Source organism: Acinetobacter sp. YH12219 (assembly GCF_013417875.1).
In the GTDB taxonomy this organism is placed as follows: Bacteria; Pseudomonadota; Gammaproteobacteria; order Pseudomonadales; family Moraxellaceae; genus Acinetobacter; species Acinetobacter amyesii.
The window spans coordinates 109,407-128,398 of sequence record NZ_VPDC01000002.1 but is presented as its reverse complement, the minus strand read 5'-3'; the positions used below and the strand labels follow the sequence as shown (position 1 = coordinate 128,398).

Sequence of the window (18,992 nt, the reverse complement as noted above, 5' to 3'; positions counted from 1 at the left end):
CGATTAACAACAGCTCAAGTATACGGATATCACGGCTTAATACATTGAATAAATAAGACAATTTCTATGGTTTTTTATGAAATCAAATATCATTAATTTTTATAAGTTTAAATTTAGTTAATCAGTTAAATTTATTGCTTGATTTTAGTGCAAGCTTTCACAAAATGCACATAAATATAAGACATTAGCTTAAAAAATCATGCACACTTTGAAAATAATTGTATCATCTAAAGATCGTATTCAATAAATACATAAGGGATAAATAGTCATGACAACAGATTCAGCTTTTCCAGCAACGAGTAATTTAGGTATCGCGGTATATAGTAATAACGCTGAAGCGATTGGTAATACACCTTTAGTTCGTATTAATCGTGCGATTCAGTCAGATGCAACGGTCTTGGCTAAAGTTGAAAGCCGTAACCCAGCATTTTCAGTGAAATGTCGTGTAGGTGCAGCTCTCATTGCAGATGCAGAAGAAAAAAGTTTATTAAAACCGGGTATGCATATTGTAGAACCTACAAGTGGCAATACAGGCATTGCTTTGGCATTTGTTGCAGCAGCGAAAGGTTATGAGATTACTTTAACCATGCCAGCAAGTATGAGTATCGAACGCCGTAAGGTGTTGAAATCTTTTGGTGCAAATCTCGTATTGACTGAACCTGCTAAAGGCATGAAAGGTGCAGTCGAAGAAGCACAGCGCCTCGTTGCCGAACATCCTGAAACGTATTATTTACCACAACAGTTTGAAAACCCTGCAAACCCTAAAATTCATGAATTGACCACTGGCCCAGAAATTTGGGAAGCAACTGGTGGTAAAGTGGATATTTTAGTATCGGGTGTAGGTACAGGCGGTACGATTTCAGGCATTTCAAGCTATTTTGAAAAAGTGAAAAATCAGCCGCTTTATTCTGTTGCGGTAGAACCGGCTGAATCTCCGATTATCGCCCAAGCGAAAAAAGGCGAAACACTGACTCCTGGGCCACATAAAATTCAGGGGATTGGCGCTAACTTTATTCCGGGTAACTTAGATCTAAACCTTGTTGATGAAGTGATCGGTATTGAAAGTGCTGAAGCAATTGAGTGGGCGCGTAAAACGGCTACTCATGACGGTATTTTAGTGGGTATCTCTAGTGGCGCGGCAATGGCAGCTGCGGCAAAACTTGCTGCACGTCCTGAGAATGCAGGCAAAACCATTGTGGTCATTTTACCGGATGGTGGTGAACGTTACCTTTCTTCAGTTTTATTTGAAGATATTAGTGCTGACTAATAATTCTGACATGAAAAAAAGCCCGTTCAATTGAATGGGCTTTTTTATTGATGATTTCGTTATTTATAAGTATCTTAAGCCGCGTCTTGATCATCGTTTTTGGCATTTTGTTGTTTTATTTTTCGTTTAGGCGGTTCATATCCTAACTTTCGAGCGATATATTTAAACAGGAAGCCTAAGAGTATGCATATCGTGACAGCAGGGATAACCACTTGAGTGAGCCAAACATCAATATGATCTAGACTCCAACTTAAAATTAAAAATAAAAAAGCACACAAATATGCGCAGTTAAAGCAAATGTTCGACAGTTTGTACATGCGAAAGAGAGTAATTCGTTTGGTGGTCACGAATCTCTATCTTACTGAATAATGAGGAAAGGTGTAGTTTTAATATCAGAAAAATAAACTAATTGAATAATCATTATTCAATATTATTGATTATGTTTTTAAATCTTCGCAATTTTATACCTTAAAGAAAAGCCTTGCTGTGAGTCAGAAAAACTTGACCTTCCCATTGTGGTAAAGTTTAAGCTATAGCCTAAAACAAGCACATATGATTGGGATGTTGCCATGACAGATTCGACAGAACGCAAACTTTTTGACGGCACACTTGCTATTGAAGGGATGACCTGTGCTTCTTGTGTGGCACGGGTGGAAAAAGCCTTAAAAAAAGTCGATGGCATCACCGAGGCTCAAGTGAATTTAGCCACTGAAACAGCACATGTTCAGAGTGATAAAAATGTGGATTATCCTGCTGTAATTCAGGCCGTTGAAAAGGCAGGTTTTGGCGTTGCACAAAAGCAGATTGAACTTGAAATTGAAGGAATGACTTGCGCATCGTGTGTTGCACGTGTTGAAAAAGCCTTAAAGGTAGTTCCAGAAGTCATCGATGCAAAAGTGAATTTAGCAACTGAAAAAGCCACGATTACGGCATTGGCATCTGTTGAAAATTCTGCATTGGCGAAGTCTGTAGAAAAAGCAGGTTTTCATATTGCACAGCCCAATATTGAATTAAATATTGATGGAATGACCTGTGCTTCATGTGTGGCACGGGTTGAAAAAGCCTTAAACGCTGTAGACGGTGTCAATAAAGCAACGGTAAATTTAGCCAGTGAAAAAGCCTTTGTTCAGGCTCCCGCTTCAAAAACACAAGAATTGATCGCGGCAGTTAAAAAAGCGGGATACAGTGCTAGCATTGCTACGCAGCAACAACCGACAATGGCAGAAAAAAAAGCCGACGAAGCTCGGTTACTCAAGCGTGATTTAATCATCGCATTGGTACTTGCTGTTCCTGTTTTTATCTTGGAGATGGGATCACACATGATTCCAGCTTTTCATCATTTTATTGCGCATAATTTAGGCACACAAAATAGTTGGTATATTCAGTTTATATTAACCACTTTGGTCTTAATCCTACCCGGAAGACGCTTTTACCAGCACGGCATACCTGCACTTGCTCGACTTGCCCCGGATATGAATTCCTTGGTCGCAGTCGGGACTTTATCTGCTTATAGTTTTTCTTGCGTTGCAACATTTGCTCCGCAATTATTACCACAAGGTACGGTTCATGTGTACTTTGAAGCAGCTGCAGTGATTGTGGCGTTGATTCTGTTGGGTCGTTTTATGGAGGCGAAGGCCAAAGGTAAAACATCGCAAGCTATTCAATACTTAGTTGGCATGCAACCCAAAACAGCACGTGTAGAGCAATCTGGTAGCTATATAGATTTACCGATTAGTGATGTTGAAACAGGTATGTTGATTGAAATACGGCCTGGTGAACGTTGCCCAGTCGATGGTTCAGTGGTGTCTGGGAATAGTTATATTGATGAATCCATGATCAGTGGAGAGCCGATTCCGGTCGAGAAAAAAGCCGGTGATCAAGTTGTCGGTGGAACGATTAACCAAAATGGGGCATTGAAAATACAAGCCACTGCGGTGGGTCAAGATTCTGTTTTGGCACAAATTATCCATATGGTCGAACAGGCTCAGGGTTCAAAATTACCAATTCAAGCTTTGGTGGATAAAGTCACTTTATGGTTTGTACCGGTGGTGATGGCGTTGGCGTTGATCACCTTTTTAGTTTGGTATGTTGTAGGACCTGAACCGAGTTTAACCTATGCATTAGTCAATGCTGTAGCAGTTCTGATCATCGCATGTCCATGTGCAATGGGTTTGGCAACGCCAACGTCTATTATGGTCGGTACAGGGCGAGGTGCAGAGCTTGGAGTATTGTTCCGTAAAGGTGAAGCCTTACAACAACTCAAAAATACGCAAGTGGTTGCGGTCGATAAAACTGGGACATTGACGGAAGGTAAACCGAAACTGACAGATTTTGAAGTCACTGAAGCATTTGATAAAGATCGTGTATTTCAGTTATTGGCCTCCGTAGAGCAGAAATCTGAACATCCAATTGCCTATGCCATCGTACAAGCTGCGAAAGAGATGCAAGTGCAACTTTTAGAGGTTGAACAGTTTGATTCCGTGACTGGTGCTGGGATTCAGGCCGTTGTTGAAGGACAAAGCATTTATATCGGTGCAGATCATTTGATGCATAAACTTGGTTTAGATACACAAATCTTTTCATCACTGGCGGAACGCATGGGCAATGAAGGGAAAACCCCGCTCTATGTATCGATCGATCAACAGCTTGCTGCCATTGTTGCTGTTGCCGACCCGATCAAAGCTACAACCTTTACAGCCATTCAAGCTTTGCATGATTTAGGGCTGAAAGTGGCCATGATTACAGGCGATAACCGACATACTGCCACTGCGATAGCACGACAGTTGAAGATTGATCATGTGATCGCTGAAGTAATGCCAGACCAAAAAGTGCAATCTGTACAACAATTGCAAAAAGAACATGGTGTTGTTTGTTTTGTGGGCGATGGTATTAATGATGCGCCTGCACTTGCGCAAGCAGATGTGGGCATGGCGATTGGTACAGGGACAGATGTGGCGATAGAGGCTGCGGACGTGGTGCTCATGTCGGGTAATTTACAAATGGTACCGACAGCAATCGCACTGAGCACAGCGACGATGAATAATATTCGCCAAAACCTATTTTGGGCATTTATTTACAATGCAGCATTGATTCCTGTCGCTGCAGGTGTGTTATATCCATTCTTTGGCATACTGCTTTCACCTATGTTCGCAGCAGGTGCAATGGCACTTTCATCGGTGTTTGTTGTGTCGAATGCCTTGCGTTTAAAAGCATTTAAAGGGCCAGTTTTTCAGGAGTCTTGAGATGAATATTGGACAAGCAGCGAAAGCATCGGGCATTTCTGCAAAAATGATCCGCTATTATGAATCGATTGGGCTGTTAAATAATGCGCAGCGCACTGATGCAGGCTATCGAATTTACTCGGAAGCCGATATTAAAACCTTGAGTTTCTTAAGACATGCGCGTGATTTAGGTTTTTCTTCTGAACAAATGAAAGATTTACTTGGGCTTTGGAAAAATCAAAGTCGGCAAAGTGTAGAAGTTAAAGCATTGGCGTTAAAACACATCCAGACCTTAAATCAAAAAATCGCAGACTTACAGGCCATGGTTGAGATCTTGCAACAGTCCGTCGATGGCTGTGCCGGTAATGATCAAGCCGATTGTACGATTTTAAATCAAATCGAAACGGGCATGGCTGAGTGCTGCCATACAGCAAAGATTTAAACCCGCTTGACCTTACAATCGTGGCAAGGTTTATAGTGTTGTTATTAGAAAAGAAGGATGAACAGCATGAAATTTCGTATTGATAATATGACATGTGGTGGTTGCGCACGTAGCGTGACAGCAACGATTAAAGACTTAGATGAAAATGCAACGGTCACTATTGATGTAGCCACTAAATTAGTTGAGGTTGAATCCAGTGCTAGTGCAGAGCAATTGATTAGCGCTTTAACCGAAGATGGTTTCCCACCTGTGATTGCATAACTTAGATATTGTGCAATATATAAAAAAGCCGAAAAGTTGTTCGGCTTTTTTATTTCTCAATCAATTTTATACGGCTGAAATTTTATCTGGCGTCATCAGCGCCTGATTAATATATAGCTTGATTAAACGTTCACGTGAACCGATTGATTTTTGATAATGCGTCGAATTAAGGAGTAGGGATGCACCATAAGTGACCGTCCAAATATAGGATAAATAATCACGTATCGACATTGCGCTTTCAAGTGATTTTAAATAATCACTGGTCATGTCCTTAATTTCAATAATACGTTCTTCACGGACACGATAGAGCTCTTCAAATAACTCTTTTAATTTACGTTCATTATTGGTTAGACGTTCTTCAATGACATGTAATAATATAGTTCGATTAGAATTCAACATATTATAAAGCATATATTGTGAAACATAAGTTTTAATATCATGATTATATTTTTTTGAAATTTCTAATAATCGTTTTTCATTTAAGATAATCAGTTCTAAATATAATTGGTTTTTACTTTTAAAATGTTTATAAATCGTGCCTTTGGCAATATCTAGTTCACAAGCTAACTCACTTAAGGTGATGTCTTGATTATTATCTAATAGCAGGGTTTCTGCCATGGCTAAAATTTTTTCCTTGCGAAGGATAAAATTTTGTTGGCGTACTGAACTCATGATACCTGTTCCATAAACAGCTTGAGGGTGAACAAGCCTAGCTTAAGCTAAATCTTGTGAATCTTACATTCCACTATGGTCTCAAATATTACATAAATTGGTTTAAAAATAAACACATTAGTAGAGTGCGTAAAGCATATAGAATTCATAGCATAAAATTAATGTCAATAAAACTGAACCCTTGAGGTCATTTTTTTGAAATAAAATTCCATTTTTATTTTTTTTAATTTATTGTCTTTTCGCTTTTACAACAAAAGCAGCATTTAACAAAACGGTCTTGGTTGTTATGTTATTAATACAACCTAAATTAAACATGATTATGGGTACTATTATGTTTGGTTTTAATCAATTACCAATTATAAATTTAGTCAACTCAATAAATTTATTTAAGTGTAATAAAATAATGCTGCTCAAAATATCAGGTGGTTATTTTTCACTTGTCGGTAAAAACACATTATCTATATTCTTTTTAGATATCTATCTGAAAAAACAGATCTTTAAAAAAATCCACACAAAATTGATTTGATGATTTTGTGCGGGAGCGTGCAACTTTAAAAAAGTACTTTGTCAAAGACGCTGACAAAGCCTGTAGAAAAGGAAAGTACAATGCCAATATACAATGCGCCGTTAAAGGACATGGACTTCATCTTAAATGATGTATTCAATGCAGATGAGTTCTGGCAGTCAAATGAAAACTTAGCTCATATTGATATGGCGACTGCAAATGCTATTTTAGAAGAAATGGCTAAGTTTTCTAAAAACGTTATTCTAGACTTGAACCGTACAGCCGATGAAGAAGGTGGTGCGCAGTTTAGTAATGGTGTTGTTACTACGCCTACAGGGTTTAAAGACGCTTTTAAACAATTCGCCGAAGGTGGTTGGGTTGGTTTAGGCGCTTCTGAAGAATGGGGCGGCCAAAACATGCCGAAAATGTTGACGGTACTTGCTGACGAAATGATTTGGAGTACCAATCCATCATTTATGTTGTATCCACTACTGACTGTGGGTGCAGGTATGGCGATTAATGACCGTGCTTCGCAAGAGCAAAAAGAAACCTATCTTCCAAAATTTTATACGGGTGAATGGTCAGGCACTATGTGTTTAACTGAACCACATTCAGGGACTGATTTGGGGATCATTAAAACCAAAGCAGAGCCGAATGAAGATGGTTCATTTAACATTACAGGCACGAAAATTTTCATCACCAGTGGTGAACATGATCTGTGTGAAAACATCATCCATCTTGTGTTAGCAAAAACGCCAAATGCACCTGCGGGTTCACGTGGTATTTCATTGTTTATCGTTCCAAAATTCCATGTCAATGCCGATGGCTCAGTCGGTGAACGCAATGCTGTTTCAGCGGGTTCAATTGAACACAAGATGGGTATTAAAGGTTCTGCAACGTGTGTCATGAACTTTGATGGCGCCAAAGGTTATATCGTTGGTAAAGAAAACGAAGGTCTTGCGGCGATGTTTGTCATGATGAACTATGAACGTTTATCGATGGGTATCCAAGGGATTGGTGCTGCAGAATTTGCTTACCAAAATGCTGCACAGTATGCGACTGATCGTCTACAAGGTCGTTCTGCGACAGGTGTGAAATCTCCTGAAAAACCAGCAGACTCTATTTTGGTACATGGTGATGTACGTCGTATGTTGTTGAATGTACGCGCCAACAACGAAGCATCTCGTGCATTTGCTGTGTATGTTGGTCAGCAACTGGATATTACAAAATATTCAACTGATGAAGCTGCTGTGAAAAAAGCCAATGACCGCGTGGCTTTATTGACACCTATTGCAAAAGCCTACCTAACAGATACAGCCCTACAAGCTACTTTAGAAGCGCAAATGTGCTTTGGTGGTCATGGCTATATCCGTGAATGGGGTATGGAGCAATGCATTCGTGACTTACGTATTTCACAGATTTACGAAGGCACAAATGGCGTACAAGCGATTGATTTAATTGGACGCAAAACCACGAAATGTAATGGTGCATTTATTGCCGAATACATTGCTGAAATTCGTGACTTTGCTGCAACCATGGCTGATTCAAAAGTTAAATCTGCAGCATTGCAAGTTTCTGACGAAGTTGAAGCATTAACGCAATTCATTATTGAACAATCTAAGACCACCCCAGACTTTAGCAGTTCGGTGGCAGTCGATTACCTGCACGCTGTTGGTTTACTCAGCTTTGTGTATATGTTTGCGCGTATTAGCAAAGCTGCTGCTGCAAAACCAGAGAGCTTCTTCCAAAACAAACTGGTACTCGCAGATTTCTATGTTGAGAAAGTTCTACCTGACCTTGCTGCCCGTGCTCAACGCATTAAAGCAGGTTCTGAACTTATCATGCAGCTATCTGAAGAATACTTCACCGCTCAATCTTAAGGTTTCATCGAAACCACTGTGAAAAACATTAAGATGGAAAATCTGAGGAACCAGTCATGGTTCCTTGGGGTTAAAAGATTTAAAACAGGATGAAATAAGAAATGATTGTAATTGTAGATGGCGTACGTACAGCGATGGGTGGTTTTCAGGGTTCACTTTCATCTTGTACAGCCCCAGACTTAGGTGCTGCAGCGATTCAGGCTGTTGTTGCACGTGCAGGTTTAGAACCTACAGATATTGACGAAGTTATTTTTGGCTGTGTATTACCGGCTGGTCTTAAACAAGGTCCTGCACGCCAAGCGATGCGTCAAGCAGGCTTACCAGATACAACGGGTGCCACCACGATTAATAAAATTTGTGGTTCAGGCATGAAGGCGGTGATGCAAGCAGCTGATGCGATTAAAGCCGGTTCTGCTAATATTGTGGTTGCTGGTGGTATGGAGTCGATGTCAAATGCGCCATATTTACTTGAAAAAGCGCGTTCAGGCTATCGTATGGGTCATGGTAAAACCACAGATCACATGTTCCAAGAAGGCTTAGAAGATGCTGAGACAGGTTTATCGATGGGTATTCTGGCACAAGATATGGCAGATAAAAAAGGCTATACCCGTGAACAGCAAGATGCTTTTGCCATCAACTCACTCAATAAAGCCGTTGCCGCGATTCAAGGCGGTTTCTTCAAAAATGAAATCGTGCCAGTTACTGTTAAAAGCCGTAAAGGTGACGTCGTTGTTGACACAGATGAACAGCCATTAAGTGCTAAGCCTGAAAAAATCCCAACACTGCGTCCTGCATTCAAAAAAGACGGCACGATCACAGCTGCCAATGCCAGCTCAATTTCTGACGGTGCATCTGCTTTGGTGGTTACATCAGAAGAAACGGCTCAAGCACGTGGTTTAAAACCACTAGCAAAAGTCGTTGCTTATGCCACAAATTCACAGCATCCGTCAGAGTTCACGATTGCTCCAGTCGGTGCTATTGAGAAAGTGCTTGCACAAGCGGGTTGGGATGCACAAGAGGTTGACCTGTGGGAAGTCAATGAAGCATTTGCTATGGTTACAATGCTGGCGATTGATGGATTTAACTTAGATGAAGCAAAAGTGAACATTCATGGTGGTGCTTGCTCACTTGGTCACCCACTAGGTTCATCAGGTTCACGTATTATTGTGACGCTGATTCATGCCTTAAAACGCACTGGTGGTAAAAAAGGTGTCGCAGCACTGTGTATTGGTGGCGGTGAAGCAACTGCAATTGCGGTTGAACTGATTTAATTTGCCTCAATTTATATAAGTAAGCTTTTAGATAAGTACGTTTTTAGATAAGCAATAACAAACGCTATCTCAGTTCGCTGGGATGGCGAAAAAAGATGTTTATTTTGAGATATTTATTTTTTGAGATTTAATTATGAATGGTTTAGATCGCATTCGCTTACTCTCCCTTCGCGACAAAGTAATGTCTGCTGAAAAAGCGATTGAGTTAATTCAAGATGGTTCAGTGGTTGGTTTAAGTGGTTTTGGTGGTGCAGGTGAGGCAAAGACGGTTCCGTTGGCACTTGCAGATCATGCAGTTTCACATCCTCTTCGTATCACGTTGGCAACGGGTGCTAGTTTAGGAAATAGTATCGATGGTCGCCTCAATGCGGCGCATGCGATAGAACGTCGTTATCCGTATCAGGCAGATCCTGGTTTACGTAAAGCCATTAACGCTGGCGAGGTCATGTATATTGACCAACACTTGTCTGAAATGGCCGATAATATTCGTCATCATAATTTACCGCGCATTAATGTGGCCGTTATTGCAGCGACTGCAATTACAGAAGATGGTCAAGTTATTCCGACAGGTTCATGTGGTAACTCAGCCAATTTCATTGAAATGGCAGATCATGTGATTATTGAAATTGATAATACGATTAACCCAGTGCTAGAAGGTGTACATGATATTTATGTGCCGAAAGTGCGACCAAACCGTGGGCCAATTCCACTGACTCAGGTCGGTGAACGTATCGGTACGATTGGGATCAATGTCAGCCCCGATAAGATTTCAGCTATTGTGTTGAATGATCTGCCAGATACCCAGTTTAAAATGGATGAACCTGATGCTGAAACCCTAGCGATTGCTCAGCATCTGATTGATTTCTTTGAAGGTGAAGTCGCAGCAGGGCGTTTGCCTGAAAATTTAGGCCCGCTACAGTCAGGTGTGGGTTCGATTGCCAACGCTGTATTTGCCGGTTTTGAGCATTCGAATTTTCATGATTTGGAAATGTATTCAGAAGTACTACAAGACTGTACTTTCCAGCTAATTGATTCTGGAAAAATGAAATTTGCCTCAGGCTGTTCAATGACGTTATCTGAGCCTTGTGCACAGCACGTGATGAACAATTTTGATCAGTACAAAGACAAAATTGTGTTACGTCCACAAGAGCTATCCAATAACCCTGAAATCATTCGACGTTTAGGCATTATTGCGATTAATACGGCGCTTGAGTTTGACATTTACGGAAACGTAAATTCGACCCATGTGACGGGTACGAAAATGATGAACGGTATTGGCGGTTCAGGAGACTTTACTCGTCATGCGCACATTGCCATTTTCGTAACCAAGTCGATTGCAAAAGGTGGTGCGATTTCATCTGTCGTGCCAATGGTGAGTCATACCGACCATACTGACCACGACGTTGACATCGTGGTTACAGAGCAGGGCTTGGCAGATTTACGTGGTCTTTCACCACGTGAGCGTGCACGTAAAGTCATTGAAATCTGTGCACATCCAGATTATCGCGCAGCATTGTTGAGCTACTTTGAACGCGCATGTGAGCGTGGTGGTCAAACGCCGCATATTTTAAAAGAGGCTTTGTCTTGGCATGCCACTTTTGAAGAAACCGGTTCAATGCGTCAAATCGTATAAATCTAAAGATTGATAATATTTAAATAAGCCCACGATCAAGTGGGCTTATTTATTATGAAAGACTACAAATGTTTCAAAACATGACAAAAGAAAAACAGTAGGACTTGGTTTGCAACTTTTGCACAACATGAACGGTCTTAAGTTCTCTTCAAGGCTTTCTATAATGCAAAACTCATTGACAAAGAAGGTCAGTATTTTGAAAAAGATTCAATTATTTTCTGCGATGTTGTTCGCAGTTCTCCTCACTGCATGTAAACAAAGTCCAGCGCCTGATTATGCTGGAACATGGCAAAATACCGCAGTAGATCCGCAACTTGAAAATGCGCTGATTATTAGTAAAAATGGTGAAAACTATTTCATTACCAATACTTTAAAAGATAAACAAAGTGGTAAATCTGAAAAGAAAAATCCTGTACCTGCATCTGTCGCTGAATCTGGTTTACTGGCTGTAAACTCTGGGACAGGTGCTGTTGAATTTGCGATTGACGAAAAAACTGGAAATTTAGTTGGGTCTGGATCCATTTATAAAAAAGTAAAATAGATCAATTATCTATAGATGCAAAAATATCAAAAGCAGCCTCTAAGTTGGGCTGCTTTTTAACTTTTAAGCGAACGCTTATTTACTTTAACTTAGTTCAGAACCGAAGAGAAATCATGGATAAAATAATCCGCTTTATTTTTGATTTGCTCAATTTCGTGCTCTGAATATGCATCATACATGGCAACCACTTCAATGCCTGCTGCATTTGCAGCTTCTACACCAATGAGTGAATCTTCAAAAATTAAACATTCTTCAGGTCGAACTGCAAAATGTTCAATCGCCTGTAAATAGACTTCAGGATGCGGCTTAATATTTTTGACACTTTCACGGGTGAGGATCAGATCAAAGCTATTTTCAAAATGCAGCATTGGATAGATGTTAATATTTTTTTGATATCGATAAATATTTTGCAGGCTGGTCGTGGTGGTAATTGCCACCTGAATGCCTTGCTGAATGAGCTGTTGAACAAATAATGCTGCATGTGGTTTAAGCAAGATGATATGTTCTAAAAAATGCTGTGAAATGGCATATCGTTGCTGTTTGATTTGATCTGCTGTGTGTTGTTCAATCTTATAAGTATCTTTTAGATGGTTACAGTACATTAAGTAAGGGTCTGGTGTATTTTTAAATAATTGCAGCTGAATGTCACGTTCACGTTGAATTAAACCCAGTTGGATGGTTTGTCCAGTTAACTGTTGAATCAAATCTGCGTCGACCTGATTCCACACGCCAACAGAGTCGATAAGTGTGCCATCTAAATCAAAACAAACCAGTTTTTTTCCTTGAAGCATGTTGATATCCAAATTCGTGCTGGGTCTATTATGCGGACTGATTGGAGTGTTGAAAAGCCAAATGCAACTGAGCAGGCTAAACTGGCGTTTCATCTGCAATAAAAGTAATATTTCGTTATTGGCTTTTTGTATAATTCAGCAGATGATGCACAGCATAACTTGCAATATTTAATTAGGGATTAAATCTTTCGTGTTTGAATTGGACTGTAAACTTCTTAGCATTTTTTTTCATGTTTATAAGTACAAAAATGTGTCACAAGCTGCTGAACACTTGCAGATGAGTCAGCCTACAGTCAGTAATATTTTAAATAAAATACGACAGCATTATAACGACCCCTTATTTTTACGTATCGGTAATGAAATGGTGCCTACGGAGTTATCGCGTCAATTATTTCCTTTAGTCAGCGAAGCCTTGAGTAAAGTCGAAGCCATTAATAATTTTACGATTAATTTTGATCAAGCTATTTCAGATCAACAATTTACTTTGGCTATGACCGATGTTTCGCATTTGGTTTTATTACCCAAAATCAGCCAATATCTAAAAAAACACGCGCCACAAATACGTCTGAATGTACGCCCGATTACCACTGAAACCAGTTATCAAATGGCCAATGGTGAAATTGATTTAGCACTGGGGTTTTTACCGCATTTGGAAAGCGGCTTTTATCAGCAAAAATTGTTTGAGCAATATTATGTGGTGATTGCAGCTAAGGATCATCCACGATTAACGGGTGACACTATTACAACTGAGCAATATTTGTCAGAGTCGCATATTGATATTGATGCAGGGATGGGGCACTACCATATTGAAAATGAGCTGCTTAACCTTGATTTAAAACGTGATATTTTAATGCGATTACCTAGTTATTTAGGTGTAGGCTTAGTCGTGCAAGACACTGATGCGATTGCTACTGTGCCGTACTACTTGAGTGAAGTATTGCTTTCACGCGGTAACTTAAAAATATTTGATGCGCCGATTGCGTTTCCAACCTATGGCGTGAAGCAATATTGGCATATGTCCTGCCATCATAAAACCAGCCATCAATGGCTGCGTCATATGTTCCATGAGATATTGGTGAAATAATTTTTATGCATTACATAAAGCCCAAAAATGATTTTAGGCTTTTTTTTGCAACTTTTGCAGCAATTTTGTGCATGGGCTGCACCCGATTTGGTCATGCTATAGCTCAATACTATAAAAAAAGTCTAATAAATAGCAGTATTACGTTTATGTAAATTGGTAATACTAAATTGGCACAGCCTTTGCATTTCTACATACATCATAAAGTGATCTAGGGTTCCGATACATTTCTATGTATGACCGCGACCGAGAGTTCACGGCTTCGTTTTAATTCAAAGCAAAGCTGCACGGAGGGATAAAAGCCCGGGAGGTAAACAGTTAAGAATTAGGCAGAGGCTGCAATGAGCACAACACATTATCATGACGATAAAGCACTATGGACTGAACTTTTACCGGGTGGACACCACTGGTCAGCGCGTATTCAGTGTGGGGCAGTATTACAGCTTAAATCGCTAGGGCAAAATGCCAATGTGGCGCTGTACTGTGTAAATAGTGAAGATAAGCTTGAGCGCTACAACATGCCAGACAGCCTTAAAGGGCAGCATACGGCATATTTAAGTACGGGTCATATTTTGGCATCAGATTTAGGTCGTGCTATGGTTTCTATTGTGAAAGATGATCACGCTTGGAATGATGCTTTTTGTGCACCAAGTACAGCAGAACAAATCGAACAACAATTTGGTTCAAAAACTTTCCAAGATGCCCGTAACGATATGTACCGCAGTGGTAAGGATATCTTGCTGCTTGAAATGACCAAATTTGGTTTATCTGCAACCGACCTGAGCAGTACCTTAAATTTATTCTCTAAAGTTCAACCTGATGACAATGGCAACTTAAGTTATGTTGCATCGAACAATACAAATCAAATTATTGAACTTCGCTTTGAAATGGATTGTTTAGTCTTTCTATCTGCCGCACCGCATGGCTTGGATAACAGCACAGTGTATGCACCTGCAGATATTCAACTTTCACTGTTTAAAGCACTACCTTTAGGCGATAGCGACGTTTGCCGAGATTCTTGCCCGCAAAATCAGCGTGCGTTCCAAAACAACAATCGTTACTACGCACTTAGCGCACTTTAATTTTGGGGAGAATTAAAATGTCTGTATTTCATACATTAGAAAAAACAGTATTAGATCAGGTATGTCCTGCTGGAGAAGCTTGGATGTGCGAAGTGAAAAAAGGGCAATATTTCCGTATCGTTGACCTCGAAGGTAATCAAGCTGTTGATACTTTATTTATTTCAAGCCAAAACCCTGAAGAGCGTTATAGCGCTACGGATACATTGGCTATTAATCAGCAGATTTATTTAGAAAAAGGCACAGCGTTATACACTAACTTTGGCAACAAAATTGCCACCATTCATGACGATAACTGTGGTCGTCATGACACCTTAGGCGGTGCATGTTCATGTGAAAGCAACACTGTTCGCTATGCACATGACAAATTTCCAATGCACAGTTGCCGTAATAATTTCATGATTGCTCTGTCGCAACATCCTATTGCCAAAAAACATGGCTTAAATGTGCGCCATATCGGTCCAAATATTAACTTCTTTATGAATGTGCCTGTGACTGTGGATGGTCATTTGAAATTTGATGACGGGATTTCTGCACCAGGCAAATATGTCGAGATTAAAGCCGAAATGGATTTAATCGTCCTCATTTCCAATTGCCCGCAACTAAACAACCCATGTAATGCCTATAACCCAACAAAAATTCAATTGATCATCCGTGAAGGTGAGGAGTAATAGCATGTTTAATAAAGTCCTCATTGCCAACCGTGGTGCAATCGCTTGCCGTGTGATCCGTACACTCAAGAAATTAGGTATTCAATCTGTTGCTGTGTATTCCGAAGCAGACCGTGATTCTTTGCATGTGACCTTAGCCGATGAAGCAGTATTTATTGGCGATAGTCCTGCCAGCCAAAGTTATTTAAATGTCGATAAAATTTTAGAAGTCGCGAAACAAACAGGCGCAGAGGCGATTCATCCAGGCTATGGTTTCTTGTCTGAAAATGCTGAATTTTGTGATCTCTGTGAAGCTCAAGGCATAGTATTTTTAGGGCCAAATTCGGCACAAATGAAATCCTTTGGCTTAAAACATACCGCGCGCGAACTTGCGATTCAAGCCAATGTACCTCTCCTTCCGGGCAGTCAGCTTTTGGCAGATGAAGCCGAAGCACTGCTTGAAGCCAATCGTATTGGTTATCCTGTGATGCTGAAAAGTACTGCAGGCGGTGGCGGTATTGGCATGCGTTTGGTATGGAATGAAGAAGAGCTGAAAGATGCTTATTCTACAGTGTCATATCTTGCCCAAGCCAACTTTAAAGACGCAGGTTTATACCTAGAAAAATTCGTACAGAATGCCCGTCATATCGAAGTTCAGATTTTTGGTGATGGTAATGGCTTAGTCTTGGCACTTGGCGAGCGTGATTGTTCGGTACAACGTCGTAACCAAAAAGTGGTGGAAGAAACCCCAGCACCACATATCAATGATGAGCAACGTGCCTATATTCAATCTGTCGCGATTGGATTGATGAAGTCGGTGAGTTACCGTTCGGCAGGTACAGTTGAGTTTGTGATGGATACCGACACACAGGAATTCTATTTCTTAGAAGTGAATACCCGCCTGCAAGTTGAACATGGTGTGACAGAGCAAGTGTTTGGTGTAGACCTTGTGGAATGGATGGTGACTCTCGGTAGTGGGGATTGGATTGCACCAACAGCACAACTTGAATCGAAAGGTCATTCAATTCAAGTACGTTTATATGCGGAAGACCCAATCAAGAATTTCCAGCCCAGTGCAGGTTTACTTACACATGTTGAGTTTGATAGCTATGCCCGTAATGAAACGTGGGTAGAAACCGGTTCAAATGTATCGTCATTTTATGACCCGATGATTGCCAAAATCATTGTCACAGCAGATGATCGTGAATCTGCGATTCAAGCGATGACCGATACTTTGGCTAAAACCTCAGTTGCAGGTATCGAAACTAATCTTGAATATCTACAAAATATTATCGACTGCGATGTATTTAAAGCCGGTACGCAAACCACACGATTCTTAAATACATTTGAGTGGAAAACCCAAAAAATTGAAGTGTTGCAATCAGGTATTCAAACTGCCGTGCAAGATGTCACAGGGCGTTTGGGCTATTGGGATGTCGGTGTGCCACCATCAGGGGCGATTGATCCATTATCACTGAATGTCGCAAACCAGTTACTTGGCAATGCCTATAACACAGCAGGGCTTGAATGCACTTTGCAAGGACCAAGCTTAAAATTCCACTGTGATAGCCAAATTGTATTGGCGGGTGGTGATATGCCATCAACCCTTGATGGTGTGGCTGTGCCAATGTGGAAAACCGTGAATGTGCGCAAAGGTCAGATTTTAAAATGTGGCAAAATCGCCACAGGTTGTCGCACCTATATCGGGATTAAAGGTGGTCTGAATGTGCCTGAATATTTAGGTTCACAAGCGACTTTTACCCTTGGTCAGTTTGGTGGTCATGCTGGTCGTAATTTATTGATTGGAGATATGTTGCCAATCACGGCATTTACATCTGAACAAGTGACAGCACTTGCGCCTGAACAAGTGCCAACGTTTAGTCATGAATGGGAAATTGCGGTGATGTACGGCCCGCATGGTGCACCAGACTTCTTTACTAAAAAAGACATTGATACCTTCTTTGCCAATACTTTTGAGATTCACTTTAACTCAAGCCGTACAGGTATTCGTTTGATTGGTCCAAAACCTGAATGGGCACGTGAGGATGGTGGTGAAGCCGGTTTGCATCCATCAAATATTCATGACAATGCTTACGCGATTGGTGCGATTGATTTCACGGGCGATATGCCGATTATCTTGGGTCCAGATGGTCCAAGTTTAGGAGGCTTTGTTTGTCCTGCCGTGGTGATTAATTCTGAGCTTTGGAAACTTGGTCAATTGAAAGCAGGAGACAAAGTCAGATTTATACCTGTGAGTTATCATCAAGCGAAACTTTTAAATGAAAAATATCATGCGCAATTAGAAGTATCTGATACGCAGGCTGTGGCATTTGATGAGTCATTTTATCCTGAACTTTCCACCTTAAAAAACGCGGTGCTTGATACTTTAAAAGGTCAGAATGGCTTGCCGGATGTGGTGTATCGTCCTGCGGGCAACAACTACATGTTGGTGGAATATGGTGAGTTAGTTTTAGATCTGAACTTACGTTTCCGTATTCATGCACTCATGCAATGGGTTCAAAAGCAAAATATCACAGGGATTATTGATCTCACACCGGGGATTCGTTCACTGCAAATTCATTTTGATTCGATCAAGCTTGATCAATTGGATTTATTGCGTTTACTGCAAGTCGCTGAAGCTGAGCTGCCTGATGTGACCCAAATGCAAGTACCGTCACGGACTGTGTATTTACCACTGGCTTGGGAAGATTCACAAACGCAACTGGCAACTGAGCGTTATATGCAAACAGTACGTCCAGATGCACCATGGTGTCCTGACAATATTGAGTTTATCCGTCGTATTAATGGTTTAAAAGACAAACAAGCCGTCAAAGATGTGGTTTATGACGCAAGTTATTTGGTCATGGGTTTAGGTGATGTTTACCTTGGAGCACCTGTGGCAACACCACTTGATCCTCGTCAGCGCTTAGTGACGACTAAATACAATCCTGCGCGTACTTGGACGCCTGAAAATGCTGTCGGTATTGGCGGTGCGTATATGTGCGTGTACGGTATGGAAGGTCCTGGGGGTTATCAGTTTGTGGGTCGTACCACGCAAATGTGGTCTCGTTACCGTAAAAACCCTGACTTTGAGCAAGGTATGCCGTGGTTACTACGCTTCTTTGACCAAATCAAGTTTTATGAAGTCTCTGAAACTGAACTCATGCAAATGCGTGAGGACTTTAAAGCAGGTCGTTTAAAACTGCGTGTGGAAGAAGGTATACTGAACCTAAAAGAATACAATGACTTCTTGATTGAAAATGCAGAATCAATCTCAGCATTTAAATCCATCCAACAAGCCAATTTTGATGAAGAACGTCGTCGTTGGCATGAAGCTGGGCTTGCAGAGTATGTTTCTGAAAGCTTAGATGCTGTGATAGATGATAGTGATGTTCAAATTCCTGAAGGTGGTTGTGCGGTGGAATCACACATGCCGGGAAGTATTTGGAAAATTGAATGCAAGTCAGGTGATATTGTGGAAGAAGGTGCAACGCTTGTGGTGATTGAAGCGATGAAGATTGAAATTCCGATTATTGCGCCTGAACGTATGATGGTTTCTGAAATTACCATTGAAAAAGGGCAAACAGTGAAAACGGGGCAGGTGTTGTTTACTTTAGCTCCAGTGGCTTAAAGATATAAAGTAGAAAAGTTTGTTTAGCAGAATTTATTATTCATTAGACGTCTAAAGTAAACGACCT

Annotated in this window: 14 protein-coding genes, 1 pseudogene and 1 riboswitch; of the genes and pseudogenes, 13 read left to right on the top strand and 2 right to left on the bottom strand. The window is 40.7% G+C overall.

Annotated elements, in window-relative coordinates; translation table 11 throughout:
* Window positions 1–268: 268 nt before the first annotated feature.
* The 5 genes and pseudogenes from cysK (at window position 269) to FTV04_RS01775 (ending at window position 5,191) form a co-directional block, all read left to right on the top strand.
* Window positions 269–1,267: a cysteine synthase A gene (gene cysK / locus FTV04_RS01790; protein WP_180088367.1), complete on the top strand. Its 999-nt coding sequence runs from the start codon at window positions 269–271 to the stop codon at window positions 1,265–1,267.
* Between the two features lie 569 nt (window positions 1,268–1,836).
* Window positions 1,837–1,998 (top strand): annotated as a pseudogene (locus FTV04_RS16980) (cation transporter); the annotation flags it as partial.
* A gap of 72 nt (window positions 1,999–2,070) precedes the next feature.
* Window positions 2,071–4,509 carry a copper-translocating P-type ATPase gene (locus FTV04_RS01785; protein ID WP_373688110.1) on the top strand — a complete coding sequence of 813 codons (2,439 nt, stop codon included), beginning with the start codon at window positions 2,071–2,073 and terminating at the stop codon, window positions 4,507–4,509.
* Window position 4,510: 1 nt separating this feature from the next.
* Window positions 4,511–4,930, top strand: a complete 420-nt coding sequence (cueR, locus tag FTV04_RS01780; RefSeq protein WP_180003682.1) for a Cu(I)-responsive transcriptional regulator — start codon at window positions 4,511–4,513, stop codon at window positions 4,928–4,930.
* Between the two features lie 66 nt (window positions 4,931–4,996).
* A complete protein-coding gene (locus FTV04_RS01775; RefSeq protein WP_180003680.1) occupies window positions 4,997–5,191 on the top strand; it encodes a heavy-metal-associated domain-containing protein in 195 nt (64 codons plus the stop codon).
* A 66-nt stretch (window positions 5,192–5,257) separates the two neighbouring features.
* Here FTV04_RS01775 and FTV04_RS01770 read toward each other — a convergent pair whose 3' ends face one another.
* Complete coding sequence (locus FTV04_RS01770; protein ID WP_078190941.1) at window positions 5,258–5,863, bottom strand: TetR/AcrR family transcriptional regulator; 606 nt, start codon at window positions 5,861–5,863, stop codon at window positions 5,258–5,260.
* 606 nt (window positions 5,864–6,469) lie between these two features.
* Between FTV04_RS01770 and FTV04_RS01765 the strand changes: the two genes are divergently transcribed.
* The 4 genes from FTV04_RS01765 (at window position 6,470) to FTV04_RS01750 (ending at window position 11,693) form a co-directional block, all read left to right on the top strand.
* Window positions 6,470–8,248 (top strand): acyl-CoA dehydrogenase C-terminal domain-containing protein, encoded by a 1,779-nt coding sequence (locus FTV04_RS01765; RefSeq protein WP_180011711.1) that lies wholly within the window; start codon window positions 6,470–6,472, stop codon window positions 8,246–8,248.
* A 101-nt stretch (window positions 8,249–8,349) separates the two neighbouring features.
* Window positions 8,350–9,519: a thiolase family protein gene (locus tag FTV04_RS01760; protein WP_180008861.1), complete on the top strand. Its 1,170-nt coding sequence runs from the start codon at window positions 8,350–8,352 to the stop codon at window positions 9,517–9,519.
* Window positions 9,520–9,652: 133 nt separating this feature from the next.
* Entirely contained in the window at window positions 9,653–11,152 is a 1,500-nt protein-coding gene (locus FTV04_RS01755; RefSeq protein WP_180041494.1) for a succinate CoA transferase, read from the top strand.
* Between the two features lie 223 nt (window positions 11,153–11,375).
* On the top strand, window positions 11,376–11,693 hold the full coding sequence (locus FTV04_RS01750) for a hypothetical protein (protein ID WP_111884393.1): 318 nt from the start codon (window positions 11,376–11,378) through the stop codon (window positions 11,691–11,693).
* 89 nt (window positions 11,694–11,782) lie between these two features.
* On the opposite strand, the gene FTV04_RS01745 is transcribed toward FTV04_RS01750, so the two are convergent.
* Entirely contained in the window at window positions 11,783–12,484 is a 702-nt protein-coding gene (locus FTV04_RS01745) for an HAD family phosphatase (RefSeq protein WP_180088363.1), read from the bottom strand.
* 190 nt (window positions 12,485–12,674) lie between these two features.
* On the opposite strand from FTV04_RS01745, the gene FTV04_RS01740 reads away from it, so the two are divergent.
* The 4 genes from FTV04_RS01740 (at window position 12,675) to uca (ending at window position 18,925) form a co-directional block, all read left to right on the top strand.
* Window positions 12,675–13,568: a LysR substrate-binding domain-containing protein gene (locus tag FTV04_RS01740; protein ID WP_078190935.1), complete on the top strand. Its 894-nt coding sequence runs from the start codon at window positions 12,675–12,677 to the stop codon at window positions 13,566–13,568.
* A gap of 197 nt (window positions 13,569–13,765) precedes the next feature.
* Window positions 13,766–13,877, top strand: a riboswitch (guanidine-I (ykkC/yxkD leader).
* A 29-nt stretch (window positions 13,878–13,906) separates the two neighbouring features.
* On the top strand, window positions 13,907–14,647 hold the full coding sequence (locus FTV04_RS01735; protein ID WP_180088361.1) for an urea amidolyase associated protein UAAP1: 741 nt from the start codon (window positions 13,907–13,909) through the stop codon (window positions 14,645–14,647).
* Window positions 14,648–14,664: 17 nt separating this feature from the next.
* A complete protein-coding gene (locus FTV04_RS01730; protein WP_180088359.1) occupies window positions 14,665–15,315 on the top strand; it encodes an urea amidolyase associated protein UAAP2 in 651 nt (216 codons plus the stop codon).
* A gap of 4 nt (window positions 15,316–15,319) precedes the next feature.
* On the top strand, window positions 15,320–18,925 hold the full coding sequence (gene uca / locus FTV04_RS01725) for an urea carboxylase (RefSeq protein WP_180088357.1): 3,606 nt from the start codon (window positions 15,320–15,322) through the stop codon (window positions 18,923–18,925).
* Window positions 18,926–18,992: the final 67 nt, after the last annotated feature.